This window comes from Streptomyces sp. NPDC043726, assembly GCF_056436565.1.
Map to the genome: position 1 here is coordinate 57,685 of NZ_JBWKCI010000010.1, position 23,680 is coordinate 81,364.

A 23,680-nucleotide genomic window follows, 5' to 3' on the forward strand; every position below is an offset into this window, starting at 1 on the left:
GCGCGTGCCTCAACTTCGCCTCGCCCTGAACCAGATCGACTCGCGCGTCGGTGACCTCGCCGGGAACACCGAGACGATCCTCCGCTGGACCCGGCACTCCGCCGAGCAGGGAGCGCACCTCGTGGCGTTCCCGGAGATGGCGCTGACCGGGTATCCCGTCGAGGACCTGGCCCTGCGGACCTCCTTCGTGGAGGCGTCCCGCGCGGCCCTGCGGACGCTCGCCGCCCGGCTCGCCGAGGAGGGCTTCGGGGAGCTGCCGGTGGTCGTCGGCTACCTCGACCGCTCCGAGACGGCCCAGCCGAAGTACGGCCAGCCCGCGGGCGCCCCGCGCAACGCGGCGGCGGTGCTGCACGGCGGCGAGGTGGTCCTCACCTTCGCCAAGCACCACCTGCCGAACTACGGCGTCTTCGACGAGTTCCGCTACTTCGTGCCCGGCGACACCATGCCGGTGGTGCGGGTGCACGGCGTGGACGTCGCCCTCGCCATCTGCGAGGACCTCTGGCAGGACGGCGGCCGGGTGCCGGCGGCGCGGTCTGCCGGGGCCGGGCTGCTGCTCTCCATCAACGCCTCCCCGTACGAGCGCGACAAGGACGACACCCGTCTGGAACTGGTCCGCAAGCGCGCCCAGGAGGCCGGCTGCACCACCGCCTACCTCGCCATGATCGGCGGCCAGGACGAGCTGGTCTTCGACGGCGACTCGATCGTCGTCGACGCGAGCGGTGAAGTCATCGCGCGGGCACCGCAGTTCGCGGAGGGCTGTGTGGTCCTCGACCTCGACTTGCCCGCGGCCTCGGCGGACGCCCCGACGGGCGTCGTGGACGACGGTCTGCGGATCGACCGCCTGGTCCTGTCCGAGGACCCGCTCCCCGCGTACGCCCCAGAGCTGACGGGCGGCTACGCGGACCGCCTGGACGACGACGAGGAGGTCTACTCGGCGCTGGTCGTGGGCCTGCGGGCGTACGTCGCCAAGAACGGCTTCCAGTCGGTCCTGATCGGCCTGTCCGGCGGCATCGACTCGGCGCTGGTCGCGGCCATCGCCTGCGACGCGGTGGGCGCGCAGAACGTCTACGGCGTCTCGATGCCGTCGAAGTACTCCTCGGACCACTCCAAGGGCGACGCGGCGGAACTGGCGCGCCGCACGGGCCTGAACTTCCGCACGATCCCGATCGAGCCGATGTTCGACGCCTACATGTCGTCGACGGAGCTGACCGGCCTGGCCGAGGAGAACCTCCAGTCCCGGCTGCGCGGCACGCTGCTGATGGCGATCTCCAACCAGGAGGGCCACATCGTCCTGGCGCCGGGCAACAAGTCGGAGCTGGCGGTGGGGTATTCGACGCTGTACGGCGACTCGGTGGGCGCGTACGGCCCGATCAAGGACGTCTACAAGACCTCGGTCTTCCGCCTCGCCGAGTGGCGCAACCGTTCGGCGGCCGAGCGCGGCCAGACCCCGCCGATCCCGGAGAACTCGATCACCAAGCCGCCGAGCGCGGAACTGCGCCCCGGCCAGGTCGACACCGACTCCCTGCCCGACTACCCGGTCCTGGACGCGATCCTGGAGCGCTACGTCGACCGCGACGAGGGCGCCGACGTCATCGTGGCCGCCGGTTACGACCCGGCCCTGGTCACCAAGACGCTGCGCATGGTGGACACGGCGGAGTACAAGCGCCGCCAGTACCCGCCGGGCACGAAGATCTCGGCGAAGGGCTTCGGCAAGGACCGACGGCTGCCGATCACGAATGGGTGGCGGGAGACGGCGTAGCCGAAAGGAGGGCCAGAGCAATCTGGCCCCCCTTCCCGTTCAGGAGCGGGCCAGAGCAATCTGGCCCCCTTCCCGTTCAGAAGCGCAGCGCCTCCGCCTCCCGCGGCACACCCCCGGCGACGACCAGTTCCCGTCCCGCCACCGGCCCCCGGCGCCGGTCCACCGCGTACGCCGTCCCGGCCACGCCCAGGCCCAGCACCGCGAGGGCCGCGCCCGCGAGCGCCGGGGACGTCACACCGAAGCCCGCGGCCAGGGCGAGCCCGCCGATCCACGCGCCGCCCGCGTTCGCCAGGTTGAAGGCGGCCTGGTTCGCGGAGGAGGCGAGGGAGGGGGCCGCCGAGGCCTTCTCCATGACCATCAGCTGGAGCGGGGACCCGGTGACGAAGGCCGCCATGCCGAGCAGGACCACCCCGAGGGCCGCGCTCCACGCCGTGGACATCAGCACCGGGAACAGCCCGAGCACCAGCGCCAGCGAGGCCAGCCCGCCGAACAGGGTCGCCCGCATCGCGTGGTCCGCCAGGCGTCCGCCCAGCAGGTTCCCGGCGGTCGCGCCCACGCCGAACAGCGCGAGCAGCAGTGTCACGCTGGCGTCCGCGTACCCGGCCGCGTCGGTGAGCATCGGTGTGATGTAGCTGTACGCCGCGAACAGCGCCCCGAAGCCGGCCACCGTCGTACCGAGGGCCAGCCAGACCGGCAGCGACTTCAGCGCGGCCAGTTCGCCGCGCAGGCCGGCGGCGGGGGACGCCTGCGGGTGCTCGCGCGGGATCAGCAGGAACAGCGAGACGATCGCCGCCACCCCGATCGCGCTCACCCCGAGGAAGGTCGCCCGCCAGCCCAGGTGCTGGCCCATGAGGGTGGCGACGGGGACGCCCGCGATGTTCGCGACCGTCAGCCCCAGGAACATCAGGGACACCGAGCGGGCCTTGCGCTCCGGCGCGACCAGGGTCGTCGCCACGACCGCGCCGACGCCGAAGAAGGCGCCGTGCGGCAGGCCGCTGAGGAAGCGGGCGGCGAGCAGCGAGCCGTTGTCGGGGGCGAGGGCGGACAGGGCGTTGCCGGCCACGAAGAGCACCATCAGGCCGATCAGGACCTTGCGGCGGGACATGCGGGCGGTGACGGCCGCGAGGAGCGGGGCGCCGACGACGACGCCGAGGGCGTACGCCGAGACCAGGTGGCCGGCGGCCGGGATCGAGATGCCGAGGTCGGCCGCGACGTCGGGCAGCAGGCCCATCATCACGAACTCGGTGGTGCCTATGCCGAATGCGCCCACCGCGAGGGCGAGCAGGGCGAGGGGCATGAAGGGGCCGTACCTTTCGGGAGCGGGGTTCCGTGCATCATATGTTCACGCACGGAACAAAGTCTCCCCGGCCCAGTATTCCAGGCGGTTACGACGAGGTGTCGACCTTCACACGGGCCGCCACCGGCAGGTGGTCGCTCCCGGTCTCCGGCAGCGTCCACGAGGTGACCGGCTCGATGTCCCGCACCAGGATCTGGTCGATCCGCGCCATCGGGAACGACGCCGGCCAGCTGAACCCGAAGCCGCTGCCCGCCGCTCCCTGCGTGGAGCGCATCTGGGAGGTGACGGCGTTCAGCGCGCGGTCGTTCATCGTGCCGTTGAGGTCGCCGAGCAGCACGCTGCGGGGCAGCTTCTCGGCGGCGATGGCCTCGCCCAGGGCGTCGGCGCTCTTGTCGCGCTGGCGGGCGGTGAAGCCGGCCTCCATCTTGACCCGCACCGAGGGCAGGTGGGCGACGTACACCGCGATCTCGCCGGACGGCGTGCTGACGGCGGCGCGCATGGCCCGGGTCCAGCCCAGCTTGATGTCGACGGCCTTCACCCCGCTCAGCGGGTACTTGCTCCACAGCCCGACGGTGCCCTGCACCGAGTGGTACTTGTAGGTCGACGCCAGTGCCTTCTCGTAGACCGGTACGGCGGTCGCGGTGAGTTCCTCCAGGGCCAGCACGTCCGCGCCGGAGGCGGCCACGTCGCGGGCGGTGCCCGCGGGGTCGGGGTTGTCGGCGTTGACGTTGTGGGTGGCGATGGTGAGGTCGCCGCCTGAGGAGGTCTTGTGGGTGAGGAGCCCGCCGAAGAGGTTCAGCCACACGACGGCGGGCAGGACGACCGCGATCAGCGCGGTGGCGGACTTGCGCACCAGGCCCAGCAGGATCAGCAGCGGGACGAACAGGCCGAGCCAGGGCAGGAAGGTCTCGGTCAGGCTGCCGAGGTTGCCGATGGCGTTGGGGATCTGCGCGTGCAGCAGCATGACGAGGGCGAGGAGTACCGCGAAGACGGCGGTGACGATGCCCCGGCGCCAGATCCGCGGGTCACCGCGCCAGCCGGTCAGCAGCCGCTCCAGCAGACGCCGGAACCGGTTTCCCCGGCGCTCGGGTCCCGAGCCGCCGCTGTCCGTCTCCGTCATGTACGCCTGCTGCGCCATACCGTCGCCTCACTGCCTGCCGTGCACACCATCGTCCCCCGCTGTTACGACCCTAGGGGATGATCGGTTCTCTTCCTGCCGTCCCATGACGGCCGTACGGGCACAGGGACGTACAAGTCGGCTTCGGGAGTTCCGCTTGCCGACGCGGAAAGCGCGCTCTGTGACGAAACGCGCACATCCGCTACGCGGGAGGCGAACTGACGGGCGATGAGCTGACGGGCCGTAGGCCTTCGAGGAGGGTGTCGACGATCTGTTCGGACAGGCCCTCGGGGAGGTCGCCGTCCGGGTGGAGGACCGCGCGGACCAGCATGGGGCCGACGAACAGGTCGTTGAGCAGTTCGACGTCGATGTCGTCGCGCAACTCGCCGTTAGCCTGGCCCCGGCGCAGCACCTCGATGCCGAGCCGGCGCCGGGGGGCGACGACGTTGGCGTGATACGCCGCCCACACCTTGGGGCTGGACTTCATCTGGGCGTGCACGTTGTGCAGGATCGCCGAGGAACGGCTCACAAGTCCCCGCTGCCGCAGCGATTCCAGCAGGACGACGAGGTCGTCGCGCACGGAGGTGCCGGGCAGTTCGGCGTCGGGCGGTTCGGCGGCGCGCACGACGTCGGCGAACAGCTCCTCCTTGCCGCTCCACCGGCGGTAGATGGCGGCCTTGCCGACCCCCGCGGTGCGGGCGATGCGCTCGATGGACAGCTCGGCGAGCGGCACGCCCTCCTCCAGCAGCTTCACCACGCCCTCGATGATGGCGCGCTCCACGGCCTCGCTGCGGGGGCGGCCGCGGACCGGGCTGGGCTGACTGTCGGCGAGGTTCACGTGCGTGCGTCCCTTCTGTGTCCTGGGGATTCTCCCCTACGGCTGTCCCTCCTCGGCCCGGGGCGGCTTCCCCGGCAGGAACAGTCCGACGACGATCGCGCCGATCACGGCGACCGCGGCGCCGCCGAGGGCGGTGATGTGCATGGCGTGCAGGAAGGCGTCGTTGGCCTGCGCGACCAGGGTTCCGGGGCTGTCGAGCTTCGCGGCGACGGCGAGCGTGGACTCGATGGACTCGCCCGCGGTGTGGCGCAGCCCGGGCGGCAGCGCGGTGAGGTCGTCCTCGATCGAGGAGCGGTACGAGGTGGAGAGCACCGAGCCGAGGACCGCGATGCCGAGGGCGCCGCCGACCTGGCGGAAGGTGTTGCTGAGCGCGGAGGCGGAACCGGCCTTCTCGCGGGGCAGGGCCTGCATGATGACGACGCTGACCGGGGTCATGATGTGCGCCATGGCGGCGCCCATGAGGAAGAAGACGACCTCGAGGATCCAGATCGGGGTGTCCGCGTCCAGGGTGGCGAAGGCGCCGAGCGTCGCGGCGATGAGGGCCATCGCGGCGGTCGTGGTGGCCCGGTAGCCGAAGCGGTCCACCAGCAGCCGGGCCCGGGGCGCGAAGATGAGCTGGGCGGCGGCGAGCGGCAGCAACAGCAGACCGGTCTCCAGCGGGGAGTAGCCGCGCACGCTCTGGGTGTAGAAGACGGAGAAGAAGGTCACGCCCATCAGCGCGAAGAAGACGAGCGCGATGGCGGCGATGGCGGCCGAGAAGACCTTGTCGCGGAAGTAGGTGACATCGATGGACGGATGGTCGCTGCGCTTCTCGAACACCACGAACGCGACGAGGACGGCGAGTCCGGCGCCGATGGCCGCCAGCACGGTGGCGTCGGTGAAGTCGGCCAGCTCGCCGCCCCGGATGATGCCGTAGACGAGCAGGACCAGGCCGACGACGGACAGGGTGACGCCGACGGGGTCGATCCGGCCGGGGTTCGGGTCGCGGGAGTCGGGGACCAGCCAGATCATCAGCGCGAGTGCGAGCAGCACGATCGGCACGTTGATGAGGAAGACCGAGCCCCACCAGAAGTGGTCGAGGAGGACGCCGCCGGTGATCGGGCCGATGGCGATGGCGAGGCCGACGCCGCCCGCCCAGATGCCGATGGCCTTGGGCTGCTCGTCCCGCTCGAAGACGTTCATGAGGACCGCGAGGGTGGCGGGCATCACGAAGGCGGCGCCGAGGCCCATCACCGCGCGGAAGCCGATCAGCTCGCCCGGCGATCCGGCGAAGGCGGCGAGGGCGGAGCCGATGCCGAACACGACCAGCCCGCCGAGCAGGACCTTCTTGCGGCCGAGCCGGTCGCCGAGCAGACCGGCGCTGAACAGCAGGCCCGCGAAGACGAGGGTGTAGGAGTTGATCGCCCACTCCAGCTCGCTCTGGGTGGCTCCGAGGCCGGTCGGAGCGGGGGTCGAGATCGTCTTGACCGCGACGTTGAGAATGGAGTTGTCCAGGACGATGATCAGCAGACTCAGCATGAGCACGCCGAGGATGGCCCAGCGACGACGGTGTACCGCCTCCGGTATCCGGGTCGCGGGAGGAGCGGATGTAGTCATGCCGTCCACGCTAACCCCTTTACGATACGAGACCGATCCGTATCGTAATTCTCTTACCCGGCTCTTACGCCGCTCGAGCGTGACCGGGGTCCCCCTAGCCGCGCCTGGCACGAGGTGCCACCATGGAGGGGATCCGGGGACGCCGTCAGGGTGCCTCGAGATGACGTAAGGAGCCGTTGCCATGACGCAGCTTTCGGCTGCCCAGACCACGCCCTCCGGCGGCAGCAAAGCGCTGTACGGGGGGAAGGGCACCCGCCGCATCACCGTTCGCGACATCGCCCTCGCCAAGGAGCGCGGCGAGAAGTGGCCCATGCTCACCGCCTACGACGCCATGACCGCGTCCGTGTTCGACGAGGCCGGCATCCCGGTCATGCTCGTCGGGGACTCGGCGGGCAACTGCCACCTCGGGTACGAGACCACCGTGCCCGTCACGCTCGACGAGATGACCATGCTGTCGGCCGCCGTCGTACGGGGCACCTCGCGCGCCCTGATCGTCGGCGACCTGCCCTTCGGCTCCTACCAGGAGGGCCCGGTGCAGGCGCTGCGCTCGGCGACCCGGCTGGTGAAGGAGGCCGGCGTCGGAGCGGTGAAGCTGGAGGGCGGCGAGCGCTCGCACCGCCAGATCGAGCTGCTGGTCGAGTCGGGCATCCCGGTGATGGCCCACATCGGCCTGACCCCGCAGTCCGTCAACGCCATGGGCTACCGCGTCCAGGGCCGCGGCGAGGAGGCGGCGGCGCAGCTGCTGCGGGACGCCAAGGCGGTCCAGGACGCCGGCGCCTTCGCGGTCGTGCTGGAGCTGGTCCCGGCGGAGCTGGCGGCCGAGGTGACGCGGGTGCTGCACATCCCGACGGTCGGCATCGGCGCGGGCCCGGAGACCGACGCCCAGGTCCTGGTCTGGACGGACATGATGGGCCTGACCGGCGGCCGGGTCCCCAAGTTCGTCAAGCAGTACGCGAACCTGCGCCAGGTCATGGGCGACGCGGCCAAGGCGTTCGCGGAGGACGTCGTCGGCGGAACGTTCCCGCTGGAGGAGCACTCCGTCCACTAAAGCCACAGCGGTACAGAAGCAGCCCGCCGATTTCCCCCGTCGGCGGGCTGCTGCCGTTTCGGCGCGGACATCGACAGCGGCTGGTCGGTGGTCTGTCGGCGGGTGTCGGCGGCCTGTCGGTGGTTTGTCGGTGGGGCCTGACACCTTCGTTGCCATGACACGCATCGACAAGAACCCCAGCGGCGCCGGGAGCGCCGTCACCGTGCGGGGGTTGGTCAAGCACTACGGCGAGACCAAGGCACTGGACGGCGTGGACCTGGATGTCCGCGAGGGCACCGTGATGGGGGTCCTCGGGCCCAACGGCGCCGGCAAGACCACCCTCGTCCGGATCCTGTCCACCCTGCTCGCCCCGGACTCCGGCCAGGCCACCGTGGCCGGCTACGACGTCGTGCGCCAGCCCCGGCAGCTGCGCCGGGTGATAGGGCTCACCGGGCAGTACGCGTCCGTGGACGAGAAGCTCCCGGGGTGGGAGAACCTCTACCTCATCGGCCGGCTGCTCGACCTGTCCCGCCGGGACGCCCGCAAGCGGGCCGACGAGCTGCTGGAGCGGTTCTCCCTCACCGAGGCCGGGAAGCGGCCCGCCGCCACCTACTCCGGCGGTATGCGGCGCCGGCTCGACCTGGCCGCCTCGATGATCGGGCACCCGGCGGTGCTGTACCTGGACGAGCCCACCACCGGGCTCGACCCGCGCACCCGCAACGAGGTGTGGGACGAGGTCAAGACCATGGTCGGCGAGGGCGTCACCGTGCTGCTCACCACCCAGTACATGGAGGAGGCCGAGCAGCTCGCCTCCGAGCTGACCGTCGTCGACCGGGGCACGGTCATCGCCAAGGGCGGCATCGACGAGCTCAAGGCCAAGGTCGGCGGGCGCACCCTGCGCGTCAAGCCGGCCGACCCGCTGCAGCTGCGTCCGCTCGCCTCCCACCTCGACACGCTCGGCATCACCGGGCTCGCCAGCACCACGGTGGACCCCGAGCGGGGCTCCCTGCTCGTGCCGGTCCTCAGCGACGAGCAGCTCACCGCCGTGGTCGGCGCGATCACCGCGCGCGGGATCACGCTGTCCTCCGTCGTCACCGAACTGCCCAGCCTGGACGAGGTGTTCCTGTCGCTCACCGGCCACCGTGCCAGCGCCCCGCAGGACGCCGTACCCGCCGACGACCGCGAGGAGGTCGCCGTATGAGCGCCACCACCGCCACCACCACCGCCGCCCTCAACGCCGACGTCCGGATCCCCTTGCGGGCTCATCTGCGGCACACCGGGGCGCTCGTCCGGCGCAATCTGCTGTGGATCCGGCAGGACCCGGAGTCGATGTTCGACGCCATCCTGTTCCCGATCGTCTTCACGCTGCTGTTCGTGTACGTCTTCGGCGGCTCCATCGGGCAGTCGCTCGGCGGCGGCCAGGAGGAGTACGTGCAGTACGTGATGCCCGGCATGCTGGCCATGATGGGCATGACCATGGCCCAGGGCGTGGGTACAGGCTTCAACACGGACTTCAACTCCGGTGTCATGGACCGGTTCCGTTCCCTGCCCATCGGCCGCGGCTCCGTGCTCTTCGCGAAGATCGCGGTGGAGCTGATGCGGATGCTGTTCGCCACCTGCGTGCTGATGATCGTCGGCGTGCTGGTGGGCTTCGAGATCGAGAGCTGGGGCGGCCTGCTGGCCTCCGTCGCCCTGTCCGTGGCCTTCGGCTCGGCGCTGATGTGGGTCTTCCTCACGCTCGGCGTCGTGATGAAGAACGCGCAGTCCGTGCAGGCGATGGGCTTCCTGGTGCTGATGCCGCTGCAGTTCGGCTCGTCGATCTTCGCGCCGACCCAGTCCATGCCGGGCTGGCTGCAGAACTTCACCGACTACAACCCGCTGTCCTGCCTGGCGGACGCCGCCCGCGGACTGATGATCGGCGGTCCGGTCGCCCACGACCTGTGGCTGACGCTCGGCTGGTCGGCGCTGCTCACGGCGATCATGGCGCCGGTCGCCATCCACAAGTTCCGTACCAAGAACTGACCGGTGACGGTCATACGAGGGCGGCGGCCTCCTTCGCGGTGAGGCTGCCGCCCTCGGCGTACCGGGCCTCGTACGCCTCCTCGTCGAGGACCGCGCGCACCGCGGCGACGGCCCGGTCGCGGCACTCGCGCTCCAGAGTGGAGTTCTGGTGCCCGGTCGGCCACAGCGCCTCGGCGGCGCCGAGACAGCGGGCGGCGTTCTCGGGCTCGCTCCCCGCCAGCGCGACGGCGGCGATGACCAGGCACGCCGGGCCCAGCTGCGGGGCCATGGCCTGCGACAGCGGATCCTCCGCCAGCTCCAGGGCGCGCCGGAGCTTCTCCCGGGCCTCCTCGTGGTGGCCCTCCAAGGCGTCCATCCAGGCCTCCCCGCTGAGGATGAAGGCGTCGAAGACATGGAAGTGGGCGAGGCCGAAGTTCTCGCGCAGCAGCCGGATCTGCTCGCGGGCATCGGTGGTGCGGCCGGTGATGCTGAGCCACCCCGCGAGGATGACCCGGCTGAACGGCATCGCCTCGTTGTGCCCGCCGTCCAGGGCGTCGATGACCTCCCACAGCAGGCGTTCGCCCCGCTCGCCCTGCCCGGCCTCCAGCAGCGCGCTGGCCAGCCGGGCGGTCAGGACGGCCTCCTGGGCGCGGGCGCCGAGCCGGCGGGCCTCCTCGATGGCCGCCTCGTAGTCGGCGGCGGCCTCCAGGTAGGCGCCCTTGCGCTCACGGGCCTCGGCGCGCGCGGAGAGCGCCTCGGCCCTGCCCCAGGCGTCGCCGAGCCGCTGGTAGATCGTGAGCGACTCGTCGGCGTCCCGGGCGGCATCCGCCGCGCGCTCGGGGCGGTTGGCGAGGAGGTTGGCGCGCATCTGGAGGGTGGCGGCGAGTTCCCAGTCGTAGTCGGGGGTCCGCCGGCAGGTCTCCACGGCGGCGTCGAGGATCGTGGCGACCCGCTCCATGTCGCCGGTGAGCATCACGGCGAAGATCGCGAGCAGTCCGGGGCTGCGGCAGGTCTGCGGCAGGCCGGGTTCGTAGGTCTCGGCGATGATGTGCAGCTTGCGCTGGGCGGTCGGGTTCTGCCAGGCCTGCAACTCGGTGTCCATGCAGGCGAGATGGGCCAGATGGACCCCGCGCCGGGCCTCGGTCAGCACCTCGCCGGTGTACGGCGGTGGCTCGGCGGTGCAGCGCCGCCACACCGGCTCGGCCGGCCGGACCGGCTCGGCGAAGGGATTGGGGCCGAGCGCCATCACCTCCGCGCACCAGCCGCGGGCCTCGAACCGCAGGTCGCGCATCTGCCAGTACCAGGCCAGCGACAGCACCAGGGTCAGCGCCTCCTGCTCGTCGCGTTCGGCGACGGCGTGCCGCAGCGCGGTGCGCAGGTTCTCGTACTCCCGCTGGAGCCGTTCGACGGCGTCCAGTTGGCCGGGGCCGCGCAGCAACGGGTCGGTGGTGCGCACGAGTTCGCGGTAGTACGTCAGGTGCGCGCGCTCGGCGCCGGGGCGGCCCCCGGACTCGTCCAGGCGTTCGCCCGCGTACTCGGCGACGGTCTCCAGGAGCCGGTAGCGCATCGCGCCGTCGCTCGACGGGGCGGCCACCACCAGGGACTTGTCGACGAGCGAGCCGAGCGCGTCCAGGGCGGCGGGACCGCACACAGCCTCCGCGGCGGGCAGGTCGCAGCCGCCGGCGAAGACCGACAGCCGGCTGAGGACATCGCGTTCGTCCGTGTCGAGGAGGTCCCAGGACCAGTCGACGACGGCGCGGAGGGTCTGCTGGCGGGGCAGGACGGTCCGGCTGTCGGAGGTGAGCAGCCGGAAGCGGTCGTCGAGCCGGTCGGCGATCTGGCGGGGTGTGAGCATGCGCAGCCGGGCGGCGGCCAGTTCGATGGCCAGGGGCAGTCCGTCGAGCCGACGGCAGATCTCGGCGCAGGCCTCGGGGTCGTCCTCGACGCGGAACCCGGAGCGGGCGGCGGCCCCCCGGTCGGCGAGCAGCCGGAGGGCGTACGGCTGGGGCAGCGGCTCGACCGGGCGCAGCACCTCGCCGGGGACGCCGAGGGGTTCGCGGCTGGTGGCGAGGACGGTCAGGCCGGGGCAGCGGGCGAGGAGGTGGTCCACGAGCCGGGCGGCGGCGTCGACGACATGCTCGCAGTTGTCGAGGACGATCAGCATGCGGCGCCGGGCGCAGTGCTCCACGAGCCGTTCGACCGGGTCGTCGTGGCGTTCGCCGACGCTGCGCAGTTCCTCGGCACCGGCGCCGTACAGCACGGTCTCGCGGGCGCCGACGGCGGTCAGGACGGCCTCGGGGACGTCGTCGGGATCCTCGACGGGCGCCAGTTCGGCCAGCCAGATGCCGTCGCGGGCCGCGTCCTGGAGGGTCTCGGCGGCCTCCTGCGACAGCCGGGTCTTCCCGGCGCCGCCGGGGCCGAGCAGGGTCACGAGCCGGGCGGCGCCGAGGTCCCCGCGGATGGCATCGATGTCGGTCTCCCGGCCGACGAAGGAGGTGAGCCGGGCGCGCAGGTTGCCGAGCTGGGCGGGCGCGGGCGCCGGGGAGAGCAACTCCTGGTGCAGGGCGGCCAGTTCGGGCCCGGGGTCGGTACCGAGCTGTTCGGCGAGGGCGTGGCGTACGTCGTCGTAGGCGGCCAGTGCCTCGGCGGGGCGGCCGAGGTCGCGCAGGGCGCGCAGCCGCAGGGCCTGGAGCGGCTCGTCGAGGGGGTGGCCGTCGCACAGCGCGGTCAGCTCCGGCAGCGCCTGTTCGGCCTGGCCGAGGGCGAGGGCGGCGGTGTGGCGGGCGCGCAGGGCGTCCAGGCGGCGGGTCTCCCAGCGGGCCGCCTCGGCGGTGCGGTCGGGGAGGTCGGCGAGGGCGGGGCCGCGCCACAGGGCGAGGGCGTCGTCGAGGACGCCCGCGGCCTTGGCGGGGTCGCCGTCGGTGAGGGCGCGGATGCCGTCGGCGGTGAGCCGCTCGAAGCGGTGCAGGTCGATGTCGTCGGCGCCGGCGGCGAGCCGGTAGCCGCCCGCCACGGACTCCACGGTGTCGGCCCCGAGCCCGCGCCGCAGCCGCCCGACGAGTGCTTGCAGGGCGCCCGCGGCGTCGGCGGGCGGGTCCCCGTCCCACACCTCGTCCACGAGCACCTGGACGGGCACGGTACGCCCGCCCCGCAGCGCGAGCACGCACAGCAGCGCACGCAGCCGGGCCCCGCCGACGGGGACGGGCGTGCCATCGGAACGGAGGGCCTGGGTGGTGCCGAGAATGCGGTAGCGCACGGGGTCCATTGTCTCTGGTGCGGTGGGCGGATGGGCCGGGGGAGTCACAGCGTGGCCTGCTCCACCTCCAGGGTGACCAGGACACCGCGGTCCGAAAGGCGGCGGCCGTCCGGGGAGTCCTGTTCCCGGAACCACTTCGGGCAGACCTCGACCGGCCGCAGTGACCGCTGCCCCGGCACCGGCTCCCAGGTGGGCGAGCCGCCGGTGCGGGCGTACTCCTGGGTCACGATCCGGATGTCCCGCACCCGCCCGGTGACCTCCGGCCAGCGCGCCCCGTGCGTCTCGACCGTCAACAGCCCGACCAGCCGGATCCAGTCGCCGGGCCGCTCCTCGCCGAGGTCCTGGGGGGCCACCGTGTCGACCGGGTCCTCGTGCAGGGCCACGGTGAGTCCGTTCCCGTCGTGGAGGACCCGCACGCCGTCCACGTGCGCCACCTCCCCGACGACCTTGGACACGTGATCGTCCCAGTCACCGCCGGAATCGCCGAGCAGCAGCTGCCAGCTCACCTCGTCGCCGAGCGAGAACGGCTCGCCGCAGCACTCCATCTGCCAGCTCGCGTAGAACACCTGCCACAGCCCCATGCCCCCACCTTCTACGGAACCCATGCCCCACCGCGAGACGTTTTCCCGGTGCGCCCGGTACCGTCGGGCGCCTGCCCGACCTCTGCCCGACCGTTCAGGGAGTTCCATGACCGCCACCACCGCCCGCCCCAGCGACCGGCGGCTGAGCCCTGTGTTCATCGGGATCCTGGCCGTCACGGCGGTGACCGGATGGGCCACCTGGACCGGGTTCGCCGAGCAGCCGGGCGTCGCCGTGTTCCTGTTCGTGACGGCGGCCTGGATCGTCTCCCTGTGCCTGCACGAGTACGCGCACGCCCGCACGGCCCTGCACAGCGGGGACATCACGGTCGGCGCGAAGGGCTATCTCACCCTGAACCCGCTGAAGTACACGCACGCCCTGCTCAGCATCGTGCTCCCGGTCCTCTTCGTGATCATGGGCGGGATCGGTCTGCCCGGCGGAGCCGTGTTCATCGAGCGCGGCCGGATCCAGGGGCGCTGGAAGCACAGTCTGATCTCGGCCGCCGGACCGCTGACGAACGTGCTGTTCGCCATCGTCTGCACGGCGCCCTTCTGGCTCGACGCGCTCGACGGCGTCCCCGCGGACTTCAAGTACGCGCTGGCCTTCCTCGCCCTGCTCCAGGTGACGGCGGCGATCCTGAACTTCCTGCCGGTCCCGGGCCTGGACGGCTACGGCGTGATCGAACCCTGGCTGTCGTACGACGTCCGGCGTCAGGTGGAGCCGTTCGCGCCGTTCGGCCTGCTGTTCGTGTTCGCGCTGCTGTGGCTGCCGCAGGTCAACGGCGTGTTCTTCGACTTCGTCGACGCGATCCTGCGGGCGCTCGGGGTCAGTGAGCTCGACACCGCGTTCGGCTGGGACCTCTACCGCTTCTGGTAGGCCTTGGCGCGCTTGAGGTAGTACCAGCACATGTTCGACGACAGCCCCGCCAGCAGCACCCAGACGACCCCCAGGAAGCTGCCCTGCACGAAGGAGACGACGGCGGCGGCCACCGAGAGGACGCAGACGATCAGGGCGTAGACGGCAAGGCGGGGCATGGGACGGGTTCTCCTGTCGGGGGACACTGCTCGGGCACCGACCAGTGTCCCCCATCCCCTCACACGTCCGTGATGCGGAGTCCCGCGTGCGCCTTGTAGCGCCGGTTCACCGAGATCAGGTTGGCGACCAGGGACTCGACCTGGTGGGCGTTGCGCAGCCGGCCCGCGAAGATGCCGCGCATCCCGGGGATGCGGCCGGCCAGCGCCTGCACGATCTCCACGTCGGCGCGCTCCTCGCCGAGCACCATCACATCGGTGTCGATCGCGTCGATCGCGGGGTCCTCCAGCAGCACCGCCGACAGGTGGTGGAAGGCCGCCGTGACCCGCGAGTCCGGCAGCAGCGCCGCCGCCTGCTCCGCCGCGCTGCCCTCCTCCGGCTTCAGCGCGAAGGCGCCCTTCTTGTCGAAGCCGAGCGGGTTGACGCAGTCGACGACCAGCTTCCCGGCGAGCTCCTCGCGCAGCGCCTCCAGCGTCTTGCCGTGGCCCTCCCACGGCACGGCGACGATGACGATGTCGGCGCGCCGGGCGCACTCGGCGTTGTCGGCGCCCTCGACTCCGTGCCCGAGCTCCCCGGCGGCGGCCTGGGCGCGCTCCGCGGCCCGGGAGCCGATGATCACCTTCTGGCCGGCCTTGGCGAGCCGGTAGGCCAGGCCCTTGCCCTGCGGCCCGGTCCCGCCGAGCACGCCGACGACGAGCCCGGAGACATCGGGAAGGTCCCAGGGGTCCTTGGCGGGGGCCTTCTGTGCAGCACTGTCGGTAGAGGTCATGGCCCGACTTTACGTCCGCGCCGGAGGCCCCCCGGTACAGGACCGGCTCAGGTGAGCCGCGTCACGGGCACCCGCCGGAACACGATCCGCTCGTAGGCGCCGAAGTCGCCCGTCTCGTACAGCAGTCCGACGGTGTCGTCATCGACGCGCACCAGGTCGGAGTAGGCGGCGGGCAGTCCGTCGACGGTGACGCGGGGGCACCAGGTGGTGCCGGAGTCGGTGGAGACCCGGATCGTCATCAGGGCCCGGCCGGCGGGGAAGGCGGGCCCGGAGAAGAGCAGCAGGTCGGGGTCGCGGAGCTGGAGCACGCTGGCCTGGCAGACGGGTCCGTCGAGTCCGGCCTGCGGGCGGAAGGGGTGGTGGAGGGTGCAGCCGCCGTCCTCGGAGTGGGCGTCGGCGCGGTTGCCGGGCGACGGGGAGTCGTTGCGGGTGTTGAAGTAGACGCGGCCGTCGGGGAGTTCGGCGGCGGTGGTCTCGTTGGCGTTGACGTAGCCGTCGGTGTTCTCGTCGAGGTAGCCGAGCGTCCAGGTGACGCCCCGGTCGTCGCTGAGCAGACAGTGGCCGCCGTTGTACTTGGCCTCGGTGCCGGTGTCCGTGCCGGCGGGCGGGAGGCTGTGGTTGGCGGGGACGACGACCCGGCCGGTGCTCAGCTGGACGGCGTGGCCGGGGGTGGTGGCGTACCAGCGCCATCCGGGCCGCTTCACGGACTCGGTGATCTCCATCGGGCTGCTCCAGGTGACGCCGTCGTCATCGCTGTGCTGCACCCAGACCCGGCGCCCGTCGGCCTCCGGGACCTTGCCGCGCAGGATCAGGTCCTCGCTCGCGGAGGCGGCGGAGCGGACGTGGACGAGGAGGATCCGGCCGGTGTCCAGGACGACGGGGGCGGGGTTGCCGGAGAGGTCCACGCCGTTGCTGGCGGCGACCTGCAGCGGGCCCCAGGTGCGGCCGCCGTCGGTGGAGCGCTTGAGCACGATGTCGATGTGCCCCCAGTCGTGGGACGACTCGACCCGCCCCTCGCAGAAGGCGAGCAGCGTGCCGGCCCGGGTGGCCACGACGGCCGGGATCCGGAAACTGGCGTAGCCCTCACGTCCGGCACGGAAGGGGACGGAGGCGGACAGGGAGGCGGGCAGGGGGGTGGCGGATGCTGGCATGTCGTACTGCTTGCCCAGGTTGGGCGAATTCATGGTGAACCGCCGGTCAAGAGTGGCTTCGTACGGCAGGATGCGGGTCCATGGACGCCGTACGGGTCGCGCTGCTGCGCGAAGTGCTCGCCGGGACCGAGTGGTTGGGGGCCACCCGGCGGTTCGCGGGCGTACTGCGGGGCTCGGTGGTCTCGCACGGCGGCGGGCTGCTGCTCGTCGGCACCCCCGGGTACGAGCCGTGGCATCTCGCGGCCCATCTGGTGGACGAGGCCGCGTGGTCGGGCACGCCCGAACTGGCCCCGACGCTGGTACGGCACGACGCGCGCCCCTCGGACCCGGCCCACCTGTCGGTCGGCCTCGGCCGCCTCGCCGCCGCCCGCCGCGGCGAGACACTCCTGGTGGTGGCACCGCAGGGGCCGGGCGCGGGGGTGTCGGCGCAGGGGCCGGGCGCGGGGGTGCCGGCGCAGGGGCCGGGCGCGGGGGTGCCGGCGCAGGGGTCGGGCTCCGGGCTGTCACGGCAGGCACCCGACGCGGGGGCATCACTTCAGGGGCCCGGCGCGGGAGCGCCACGGCAGGGGCCCGGCGCGGGGATGCCGCAGGGGTTCGGCGCCGGGATGTCACCACACGGACCGGGTGCCGGGATGTCACCGCAGGGACCGGGCGCCGGGATGTCACCGCAGGGACCGGGCGCCGGGGCGCTCCGGCAAGGGCCCGGCGCGGGGACGCCGCAAAGGCTCGGCGCCGGGATGTCACCGCAGGAGCCCGGCGCGCACCTGCTGGAGCGGGTGCACGACGCGCGGCGGGCCGGGGCGACCGTGCTGGCGCTCGGGCCCGGTGAGGGGGACCTGGTGGCGATGGCGCACGAGTCGCTGGCGGTGCCGGAGGGCACGGACCTGGACCTGGACACCGTGCAGCACCTGGTGAGCGCGGCGGCCGGGGAGAACTCCGTCCCCACGCCCCGCGCACCCCGCCGCTTCCGGGACCGGCTCTCGGCGCTGGCGGACCATCTGACGGCCCCGCCACCGGCGCGCTGGTGACCCTGACCGGGGAAAACGGGTTGCCAGGCTCCGGCAGCTTTGCGGATCATGGCACCTCGTGGCCTCTTTCCTCCCCGACCTCACTCCTTGGCGTGCCTCGGCCGACTTCCGGCGGCTGTGGCTGTCGGGGCTGATCTCCACCTTCGGCAGCTTCCTGACGTTCGTGGCGCTGCCGGTGCAGATCAAGGAGCTGACCGGCTCGGCGGCGGCCGTCGGGGCGATCGGCGCGGTGGAGCTGATCCCGCTGGTCGTCTTCGGCCTGTACGGCGGCGCCCTCGCCGACGCGCTGGACAAGCGGGGCCTGATCGTCTGGACGGAGGCCGGGCAGGGCCTGCTGAGCGCGGCGCTGCTGGTGAACGCGCTGATGCCGGAGCCCGCCGTATGGCCGCTGTACGTCGTCGCCGCCCTGTCGTCGGCGCTGGTGTCCGTGCAGCGCCCCGCGCTGGACTCGCTCTGGCCCCGGATCGTGGCGCATGAGCACCTTCCGGCGGCGAGTGCCCTCAACTCCTTCCGCTGGACGCTCGGCGGGGTCGCGGGCCCGGCGGTGGCGGGCGTGGTGGTGGCGTACGCGGGGCTCGGCTGGGCCTACGCGGCCGACCTGCTGACCTTCGTCGTCTCGGTCGTACTGATCCTTCCGCTGGCCTCCTCCCCCGCGTCCCACGAGGCGGCGAAGCCGTCGCTGAAGGCCATCGCGGAGGGCGCCCGGTACGCCTGGAGCCGCAAGGAGCTGCTGGGCACCTATGCCATCGACCTCGCCGCGATGTTCCTGGCGATGCCGCTGGCGCTGCTGCCGTTCCTGGCGGACGAGCTGGACGCGGAGTGGTCGCTGGGGCTGATGTACGCGGCGCTGCCGTTCGGGGCGCTGCTGGTGAGCCTGGCCAGCGGCTGGACCGGGCGGATCCACCGGCACGGCCGGATGGTGGTGCTGGCGGCGGCCGGGTGGGGCGTGGCGATCGCGGCGGCCGGGGCCTCCCGCAACGTCTGGCTGGTGCTGCTGTTCCTGACCCTGGCCGGAAGCTGCGACATGGTCAGCGGGATCTTCCGCGGGATCATGTGGAACCAGACGATCCCGGACGAGCTGCGCGGCCGGCTCGCCGGGATCGAGCTGCTGTCGTACTCCGTGGGACCGACCCTCGGCCAGGTCAGGGCCGGTGGTCTCGCCGCGTGGTGGGGCGTGCGGGCGTCGGTGTGGTCGGGCGGGCTGCTGTGCGCCGGCGCGGTGGGGCTGCTGGCGCTGTGCCTGCCGAAGCTGATGACGTACGACGCCCGCACGAGCGAGCACTTCGCGCGGGTGCGCGAACAGCGGACGGCGGCTCAGGCGTCGGCGGCCGCGGAGGGGTGATCAGCCGTCCGCCCCCGCACGCGATCAGCCGCCGTCGGTCCCCTTCGGCGCGTCGTGCCACTTGGGGTCGTTCTCCCACTGGAGGTTGCGCTCGCGGGCGGTCTCCATCGCGTGCTCGGCCTCCGGACGGGAGGTGTACGGACCGAAGCGGTCCTTGCCCGGGCAGTCCGGGCCCTCCTCGACCTTCTTGTGCTCCAGGCAGTAGTACCACTCGCCCGGCTTGCCGGTGGTGCGCTTCTTGAACATGGCCATGACCTGCTCCTCTCGCCAGGGACATGTTCCCCCACGACGGCTCGTTAGACTCGCTGGCATGTCTGGCCAGTCGCTGCTCGTACCAGGGGAGCTCTCTCCCACCCGTTCCGTACCCGGAAACATCCGCCGTCCCGAGTACGTCGGCAAGCCCGCGCCGACGCCGTACTCGGGCCCCGAGGTGCAGACCCCGGAGACCGTCGAGGCGATGCGGATCGCCGGCCGGATCGCCGCGCGGGCGATGGCCGAGGCCGCGAAGCTGATCGCGCCCGGCGTCACCACGGACGAACTGGACAAGGTGGCGCACGAGTACATGTGCGACCACGGCGCCTACCCCTCCACGCTCGGCTACCGGGGCTTCCCCAAGTCCCTGTGCTCCTCGCTCAACGAGGTGATCTGCCACGGCATTCCGGACTCCACGGTGCTGCGCGACGGCGACATCATCAACCTCGACGTGACGGCGTACATCGGCGGGGTGCACGGCGACAACAACGCGACGTACCTGGTGGGTGACGTCGACGAGGAGAGCCGGCTGCTGGTGGAGCGGACCCGGGAGTCCCTCGAGCGGGCGATCAAGGCGGTCAAGCCGGGCCGCCAGATCAACATCATCGGCCGGGTGATCGAGTCGTACGCCAAGCGCTTCGGGTACGGCGTGGTCCGGGACTTCACCGGCCACGGCATCAACTCGTCGTTCCACTCGGGTCTGATCATCCCGCACTACGACAGCCCGCACGCGACGACCGTGATGCAGCCCGGGATGACGTTCACGATCGAGCCGATGCTGACGCTGGGCACGCACGAGTACGACATGTGGGACGACGGCTGGACGGTCGTGACGAAGGACCGCAAGCGGACGGCACAGTTCGAGCACACGCTGGTGGTCACGGACACCGGGGCGGAGATCCTGACGCTGCCGTAGCGAACCTCTGGTTTCGGCCCGCTCTCTTCGGAGGGCGGGCCCTTTTTCGTTCGGGTAGGTTTTTACCGACAGCGCGTCGGAAACTTTACCGACAGAGGGTCGGAAAGACATTGACTTAGGTAAGCCTAACCATAGAAAATCTGGGCCATGGACTCCTTCTCGACAGTCATCCGCACCGCCTCCCATGAGCAGCACGTGGAGGCGGAGACCTCGACGTTCATGAGCGACCTGCTCGGCGGGCGCCTCGGCGTCGACGCGTACGCGCGCTACACCGAGCAGCTGTGGTTCGTGTACGAGGCGCTGGAGACCGGCGCGGACCGGCTGGCGTCGGATCCGGTGGCGGGCCCGTTCATCCAGCCGGAGCTGTTCCGGCTGCGGGCGCTGGAGCGGGACCTCGCCCACCTGCGGGGCCCGGAGTGGCGTTCCGGGGTGTCGGCGCTTCCGGCGACGCGGGAGTACGCGGACCGGGTCCGGGAGTGCGCGGTGACCTGGCCGGGGGGCTACATCGCCCACCACTACACCCGCTACCTCGGCGACCTCTCCGGCGGCCAGATCATCCGCGACAAGGCGGAGAAGACCTGGGGCTTCGCGAAGAAGGGCGACGGCGTCCGCTTCTACGTCTTCGAACAGATCGGCAACCCGGCGGCCTTCAAGCGCGGCTACCGCGAACTCCTGGACGCGGTCCGGGCGGACGACCTGGAGAAGCAGCGGATCGTGACGGAGTGCAAGCGGGCCTTCGCCCTGAACACGGCGGTGTTCCGCGCGCTGGGCGAGGAGTTCCCGCTCAGCGCCTAGTGTCTGCTCCGGGCGCTCAGCGCTCCAGGAACACCCGGCCGCCGATCTCCACCCAGCCGCCCGGCTGGGGTGCCGTCAGGATCTGGGAGCCCATGCCCTGGGTGATGTTCAGGGCGCGGCCCAGTTGTTCGGTCAGGAGAAGGGCCGCGGCGCCGGTGGCCTCGTCCTCGTCGATGCCGTCGTCCCGGCCGGGAAAGGCGCGGGCGCGGATACGTCCCGCGGCCTCGTCCGCCCACGCCCAGGCATAGATCCACTCGCCCTTCGGCGGCACGGGCAGGGCGTCGACCTCGGCGGCCGTCGCGTACTGGCGCAGCGTCCGCGGCGGCGCCCACTCCGCGCGCGCCTCGATCCAGCTGAACTCCCCGTCCAGCCTCGCCCCCACGACCCCCGCGGGCGTGACCAGCTCCGGCACGTCCAGCAGCCAGGCCGCGCCCACACAGGGGTGACCGGCGAAGGGCAGCCGCAGGGTGGGGGTGTAGATGTCGATGACACCGCGCTCGGGGTCGTCCACGAACACGGTCTCGCTGAAGCCGAGCTTCCCCGCGAACTCCTGCCGCTCCGCACGGTCCGGCAGCACCGAGCCCTCACGCACGACGCCGAGTTCGTTGCCGTATCCACCGTTCGGCGCGCAGAAGACACGGAGCACGTCGTAGTCAGTCACTAGGGCATTCAAGCATCACGGGCGCGGCGATGCCGTCCCAGGTCACGGGCCCGCCGGGCACGGGCCATGTGCGGTCCGCTTCCTCCATGGCCAGGACCACACTGGGCGGGGTCCGCCCTTCCGCGAGTGCCGCCACCGCTCGGTCGTGGCCGTCGAGGAGCAACCAGCCGTCCAGGAAGGTGACCCACCACAGGAGCACGGGCGCCAGCGTGCCCTCGCGCGCGTGCTTGCGGTACGCCTTCACCCGTGGGGCGTCCGGCGCCGAGAGGCGGCGCAGGGGCAGCACGCCGTTCCAGCCGCCCCCGCAGTACAGCTCCAGACTGCCGCCCGGCCAGTCCCGTACGAACTCCTCGCTGTGCCACACGTACGGCGGGAACTGTCGTCGCTCCCGTACCTCCCAGCGGCCGTCGCACAGCGGGGTCCAATCCGAGTCCTCCAGCCACGACGTGTACCGGTGCGGCCAGTTGCCCGGGTCGCGCATCAGCGCCGAACGGATCGGCGGCAGCGGTGAGCGGTAGCCGTCGAAGCGGTGCATCGCCAGGTCGCGGCAGCACCCCGTGCCGTCCGCGCGGCCCAGCAACAGCGGGCGCTCGCCCTGCCGCAGCAGCATCCGCCCGCCGTCCGTCGCCTCGAAGCGCAACGCCGGCGGGCCGGGGCGGCCCTGTACGTCCAGTACCAGCCGCCCCGGCCCCAGCAGTTCCCGGTGCCCCCTGTTCACGGGGACAGTTCTACGCCTGTGTACGCCGCCTGCGCATCGCGAATACGACGCCCGCACCCGCCGCCACGGTCACCGCGGCTGCCGTGCCCAGTGCGCCGACTGGTACGTCCGAGCCGGTGGAGGCGAGTCCTCCGGTGACGCCGCCGGTCGTCGAACCCGTCGTACCGGTCGAACCCGTCGTACCCGCACCGCCCGTGGAGCCAGAGCCGGATCCGGTCCCCGAGCCATCGTCGCCGCCGTCCGGGAGTTCGGCGTCCTCCGTCAGGGCCACCGACATGTCCACCGGGTCCAGTTCGGTCCCGGCCGTGTAGAAGCCGCCGAAGGCCTTCGCGCCCGTGGTGGTCAGGGTCGCGGTGACGTCGTCCAGGGTGATGACGTCATCCTTCGCCGTCAGGTCCGCGGAGTCCGCCGTCAGGTCGGCCAGGACCACGTCCTCGGAGGTGTCGCCGAGGCTCGTCACATCGGCGGTCAGCTCGCCGGAGCCGCCGTCGAGCGTCACCTGGAGGCCGGTCAGGGTGAGGTCGAGGCCGAACTCGCCGTTCGCCTCATGGCCCTTGAAGTTCACCACACCCTCGAAGGCGGCGGAGAGGGTGTCGGCGTCGGTGTCGTAGTCACCCGTCGCGTCGACGAAGGTGAACACGCCGTTGTCCGCCGCCTGCGACGCACCGCCCGAGGTCGTGATGTCGCCCTTGGCCACCCCGTCCACGACATACGTGCGGAAGGACTCCTTCACGCCCCAGCCGAGCGTGCCGTCGGCGATGTCCCCGGCGGCGGGAGCCTCAGTGGCCGTGGCCGTGGCCGTGGTGGAAGGGGAGGCGCTCGTGAACATGGACGTCGAGGGGGACGGCGTCGCGCTCTGGGTCGCGCTCGGCGTGGCCGAGGGGGTGGCGCTCGGCGTCGCGGACTGCGTCGCCGTGGGCGTCGGGGTCGGGGTCGGGGTCGGGGACTGGGGCGCCGTCTTCTGGAGCACCGTCAGCGGGTCTCCGGCCGCGCCCTCGTAGCTCGCGCTGCCGAAGACGTCCGCCGCCTCCTTCGTCAGCTTGGTCGCCATGTCCGTCATCGCCCGGGTGACCGTCACGTCGGCGAGCGGCACGTCGTCGGTCGTCGTACCGCCCTTCGTCACATCGGCGGTGATCTCGGCGGCGGCGCTGTCGAACCGCACGTCGGACAGGGCGATCTCGAATCCGTGCAGCTTGGACTCGATCTTCAGGGCGCCCTTGAAGCCGAGGTCGACGGTGTGCGCGGTGGAGTCGTAGCCGCCGCTGCCCTCCGTGAAGGTGAACGCCCCGTTGTCCGCGGCCTGCGAGGCCCCGTCCGTGGCGGTGAAGCTGCCGGCCGCGAAGCCGGTGACGTAGGTGCGGTAGGACTGCTTGATGCCCCACGTCAACTCATAGCCGCTGAGCGGGACTTCGGCGGCCGAGGCGGTGGTCGCGGCGAGGGCGGTGGCGCCGAGGGCGGCCGCCGTGGCGACGGCGGCGGCGAGGGCGAGGGGACGGCGGGCGGATCTGGCGGGCATGGCCGGGGGTTCTCCTAGCGAGAGTGGAGA

The 23,680-nt window shown here is 72.1% G+C and carries 21 protein-coding genes and 2 pseudogenes; 10 read left to right on the forward strand and 13 right to left on the reverse strand.

The window, feature by feature from the left end:
* The first annotated feature begins 4 nt into the window (after window positions 1-4).
* Entirely contained in the window at window positions 5-1,759 is a 1,755-nt protein-coding gene (locus AC068Z_RS27760) for an NAD+ synthase (protein ID WP_478561164.1), read from the forward strand.
* Between the two features lie 76 nt (window positions 1,760-1,835).
* Here the strand turns inward: AC068Z_RS27760 and AC068Z_RS27765 are convergent, their stop codons facing one another.
* The 4 genes from AC068Z_RS27765 to AC068Z_RS27780 form a co-directional block, all read right to left on the reverse strand.
* The gene (locus AC068Z_RS27765) at window positions 1,836-3,056 is read right to left on the reverse strand and encodes an MFS transporter (RefSeq protein WP_478561167.1); all 1,221 of its coding nucleotides are present in this window, start codon (window positions 3,054-3,056) and stop codon (window positions 1,836-1,838) included.
* A gap of 88 nt (window positions 3,057-3,144) precedes the next feature.
* A complete protein-coding gene (locus tag AC068Z_RS27770; protein WP_478561170.1) occupies window positions 3,145-4,194 on the reverse strand; it encodes an endonuclease/exonuclease/phosphatase family protein in 1,050 nt (349 codons plus the stop codon).
* Window positions 4,195-4,375: 181 nt separating this feature from the next.
* Entirely contained in the window at window positions 4,376-5,011 is a 636-nt protein-coding gene (locus AC068Z_RS27775; RefSeq protein WP_478561173.1) for a TetR/AcrR family transcriptional regulator, read from the reverse strand.
* 36 nt (window positions 5,012-5,047) lie between these two features.
* The gene (locus tag AC068Z_RS27780) at window positions 5,048-6,607 is read right to left on the reverse strand and encodes an MFS transporter (RefSeq protein ID WP_478561176.1); all 1,560 of its coding nucleotides are present in this window, start codon (window positions 6,605-6,607) and stop codon (window positions 5,048-5,050) included.
* Window positions 6,608-6,788: 181 nt separating this feature from the next.
* On the opposite strand from AC068Z_RS27780, the gene panB reads away from it, so the two are divergent.
* The 3 genes from panB to AC068Z_RS27795 all read left to right on the forward strand — a co-directional run bounded on the left by panB (window position 6,789) and on the right by AC068Z_RS27795 (window position 9,656).
* On the forward strand, window positions 6,789-7,655 hold the full coding sequence (gene panB, locus AC068Z_RS27785; protein ID WP_478561179.1) for a 3-methyl-2-oxobutanoate hydroxymethyltransferase: 867 nt from the start codon (window positions 6,789-6,791) through the stop codon (window positions 7,653-7,655).
* Between the two features lie 154 nt (window positions 7,656-7,809).
* Complete coding sequence (locus AC068Z_RS27790) at window positions 7,810-8,835, forward strand: ATP-binding cassette domain-containing protein (protein WP_478561182.1); 1,026 nt, start codon at window positions 7,810-7,812, stop codon at window positions 8,833-8,835.
* Window positions 8,832-9,656, forward strand: coding sequence for an ABC transporter permease (locus tag AC068Z_RS27795; protein ID WP_478561184.1), 825 nt, complete (start codon window positions 8,832-8,834; stop codon window positions 9,654-9,656). The genes AC068Z_RS27790 and AC068Z_RS27795 overlap by 4 nt, the downstream gene beginning before the upstream one ends.
* Window positions 9,657-9,666: 10 nt before the next feature.
* Here the strand turns inward: AC068Z_RS27795 and AC068Z_RS27800 are convergent, their stop codons facing one another.
* Both AC068Z_RS27800 and AC068Z_RS27805 read right to left on the reverse strand, forming a co-directional pair.
* Window positions 9,667-12,900, reverse strand: coding sequence for a BTAD domain-containing putative transcriptional regulator (locus AC068Z_RS27800; RefSeq protein WP_478561187.1), 3,234 nt, complete (start codon window positions 12,898-12,900; stop codon window positions 9,667-9,669).
* Between the two features lie 35 nt (window positions 12,901-12,935).
* A complete protein-coding gene (locus AC068Z_RS27805; protein ID WP_478561190.1) occupies window positions 12,936-13,472 on the reverse strand; it encodes a DUF6578 domain-containing protein in 537 nt (178 codons plus the stop codon).
* Window positions 13,473-13,578: 106 nt separating this feature from the next.
* Between AC068Z_RS27805 and AC068Z_RS27810 the strand changes: the two genes are divergently transcribed.
* Window positions 13,579-14,346, forward strand: coding sequence for a site-2 protease family protein (locus AC068Z_RS27810; RefSeq protein ID WP_478561193.1), 768 nt, complete (start codon window positions 13,579-13,581; stop codon window positions 14,344-14,346).
* Here AC068Z_RS27810 and AC068Z_RS27815 read toward each other — a convergent pair.
* The 3 genes from AC068Z_RS27815 to AC068Z_RS27825 are packed head-to-tail and all read right to left on the reverse strand — an operon-like array spanning window position 14,331 to window position 16,422.
* Window positions 14,331-14,504: a hypothetical protein gene (locus AC068Z_RS27815; protein ID WP_478561196.1), complete on the reverse strand. Its 174-nt coding sequence runs from the start codon at window positions 14,502-14,504 to the stop codon at window positions 14,331-14,333. The two genes, AC068Z_RS27810 and AC068Z_RS27815, sit on opposite strands and share 16 nt — an antisense overlap.
* A gap of 59 nt (window positions 14,505-14,563) precedes the next feature.
* On the reverse strand, window positions 14,564-15,271 hold the full coding sequence (gene npdG / locus AC068Z_RS27820; protein WP_478561199.1) for an NADPH-dependent F420 reductase: 708 nt from the start codon (window positions 15,269-15,271) through the stop codon (window positions 14,564-14,566).
* A 47-nt stretch (window positions 15,272-15,318) separates the two neighbouring features.
* Window positions 15,319-16,422: a sialidase family protein gene (locus AC068Z_RS27825; RefSeq protein WP_478561202.1), complete on the reverse strand. Its 1,104-nt coding sequence runs from the start codon at window positions 16,420-16,422 to the stop codon at window positions 15,319-15,321.
* A gap of 80 nt (window positions 16,423-16,502) precedes the next feature.
* Here AC068Z_RS27825 and AC068Z_RS27830 point away from each other — a divergent pair.
* The 3 genes and pseudogenes from AC068Z_RS27830 to AC068Z_RS27840 form a co-directional block, all read left to right on the forward strand.
* Window positions 16,503-16,895, forward strand: a pseudogene (locus AC068Z_RS27830) (hypothetical protein); the annotation flags it as partial.
* A gap of 267 nt (window positions 16,896-17,162) precedes the next feature.
* A pseudogene (locus AC068Z_RS27835) lies at window positions 17,163-17,450 on the forward strand (hypothetical protein); the annotation flags it as partial.
* A gap of 58 nt (window positions 17,451-17,508) precedes the next feature.
* Complete coding sequence (locus AC068Z_RS27840; protein WP_478561205.1) at window positions 17,509-18,792, forward strand: MFS transporter; 1,284 nt, start codon at window positions 17,509-17,511, stop codon at window positions 18,790-18,792.
* Window positions 18,793-18,816: 24 nt separating this feature from the next.
* Here AC068Z_RS27840 and AC068Z_RS27845 read toward each other — a convergent pair whose 3' ends face one another.
* Complete coding sequence (locus AC068Z_RS27845; protein WP_478561208.1) at window positions 18,817-19,044, reverse strand: hypothetical protein; 228 nt, start codon at window positions 19,042-19,044, stop codon at window positions 18,817-18,819.
* Window positions 19,045-19,102: 58 nt separating this feature from the next.
* Here AC068Z_RS27845 and map point away from each other — a divergent pair, with 58 nt between their 5' ends.
* On the forward strand, window positions 19,103-19,960 hold the full coding sequence (map, locus tag AC068Z_RS27850; protein ID WP_478561211.1) for a type I methionyl aminopeptidase: 858 nt from the start codon (window positions 19,103-19,105) through the stop codon (window positions 19,958-19,960).
* 147 nt (window positions 19,961-20,107) lie between these two features.
* The gene (locus tag AC068Z_RS27855) at window positions 20,108-20,755 is read left to right on the forward strand and encodes a biliverdin-producing heme oxygenase (RefSeq protein WP_478561214.1); all 648 of its coding nucleotides are present in this window, start codon (window positions 20,108-20,110) and stop codon (window positions 20,753-20,755) included.
* 16 nt (window positions 20,756-20,771) lie between these two features.
* Here the strand turns inward: AC068Z_RS27855 and AC068Z_RS27860 are convergent, their stop codons facing one another.
* From AC068Z_RS27860 to AC068Z_RS27870, 3 genes are read right to left on the reverse strand one after another with little or no spacing between them, the layout of a single operon-like run.
* Window positions 20,772-21,416, reverse strand: coding sequence for a PhzF family phenazine biosynthesis protein (locus AC068Z_RS27860; RefSeq protein WP_478561217.1), 645 nt, complete (start codon window positions 21,414-21,416; stop codon window positions 20,772-20,774).
* Window positions 21,409-22,134 carry a hypothetical protein gene (locus AC068Z_RS27865; RefSeq protein WP_478561220.1) on the reverse strand — a complete coding sequence of 242 codons (726 nt, stop codon included), beginning with the start codon at window positions 22,132-22,134 and terminating at the stop codon, window positions 21,409-21,411. The genes AC068Z_RS27860 and AC068Z_RS27865 overlap by 8 nt, the downstream gene beginning before the upstream one ends.
* 10 nt (window positions 22,135-22,144) lie before the next feature.
* Entirely contained in the window at window positions 22,145-23,650 is a 1,506-nt protein-coding gene (locus AC068Z_RS27870; RefSeq protein ID WP_478561223.1) for an HtaA domain-containing protein, read from the reverse strand.
* Window positions 23,651-23,680 lie beyond the last annotated feature (30 nt).

Excerpts from the sequence above, each read along its gene's own strand:
- npdG (WP_478561199.1), bottom strand. The coding sequence starts at position 15,271 with ATGACCTCTACCGACAGTGCTGCACAGAAGGCCCCCGCCAAGGACCCC.
- AC068Z_RS27780 (WP_478561176.1), bottom strand. The coding sequence starts at position 6,607 with ATGACTACATCCGCTCCTCCCGCGACCCGGATACCGGAGGCGGTACAC.
- map (WP_478561211.1), top strand. The coding sequence starts at position 19,103 with ATGTCTGGCCAGTCGCTGCTCGTACCAGGGGAGCTCTCTCCCACCCGT.
- AC068Z_RS27810 (WP_478561193.1), top strand. The coding sequence starts at position 13,579 with ATGACCGCCACCACCGCCCGCCCCAGCGACCGGCGGCTGAGCCCTGTG.
- AC068Z_RS27800 (WP_478561187.1), bottom strand. The coding sequence starts at position 12,900 with ATGGACCCCGTGCGCTACCGCATTCTCGGCACCACCCAGGCCCTCCGT.
- AC068Z_RS27795 (WP_478561184.1), top strand. The coding sequence starts at position 8,832 with ATGAGCGCCACCACCGCCACCACCACCGCCGCCCTCAACGCCGACGTC.
- AC068Z_RS27855 (WP_478561214.1), top strand. The coding sequence starts at position 20,108 with ATGGACTCCTTCTCGACAGTCATCCGCACCGCCTCCCATGAGCAGCAC.
- AC068Z_RS27765 (WP_478561167.1), bottom strand. The coding sequence starts at position 3,056 with ATGCCCCTCGCCCTGCTCGCCCTCGCGGTGGGCGCATTCGGCATAGGC.
- AC068Z_RS27870 (WP_478561223.1), bottom strand. The coding sequence starts at position 23,650 with ATGCCCGCCAGATCCGCCCGCCGTCCCCTCGCCCTCGCCGCCGCCGTC.
- AC068Z_RS27815 (WP_478561196.1), bottom strand. The coding sequence starts at position 14,504 with ATGCCCCGCCTTGCCGTCTACGCCCTGATCGTCTGCGTCCTCTCGGTG.
- AC068Z_RS27825 (WP_478561202.1), bottom strand. The coding sequence starts at position 16,422 with ATGCCAGCATCCGCCACCCCCCTGCCCGCCTCCCTGTCCGCCTCCGTC.
- AC068Z_RS27770 (WP_478561170.1), bottom strand. The coding sequence starts at position 4,194 with ATGGCGCAGCAGGCGTACATGACGGAGACGGACAGCGGCGGCTCGGGA.
- panB (WP_478561179.1), top strand. The coding sequence starts at position 6,789 with ATGACGCAGCTTTCGGCTGCCCAGACCACGCCCTCCGGCGGCAGCAAA.
- AC068Z_RS27790 (WP_478561182.1), top strand. The coding sequence starts at position 7,810 with ATGACACGCATCGACAAGAACCCCAGCGGCGCCGGGAGCGCCGTCACC.
- AC068Z_RS27805 (WP_478561190.1), bottom strand. The coding sequence starts at position 13,472 with ATGGGGCTGTGGCAGGTGTTCTACGCGAGCTGGCAGATGGAGTGCTGC.
- AC068Z_RS27845 (WP_478561208.1), bottom strand. The coding sequence starts at position 19,044 with ATGGCCATGTTCAAGAAGCGCACCACCGGCAAGCCGGGCGAGTGGTAC.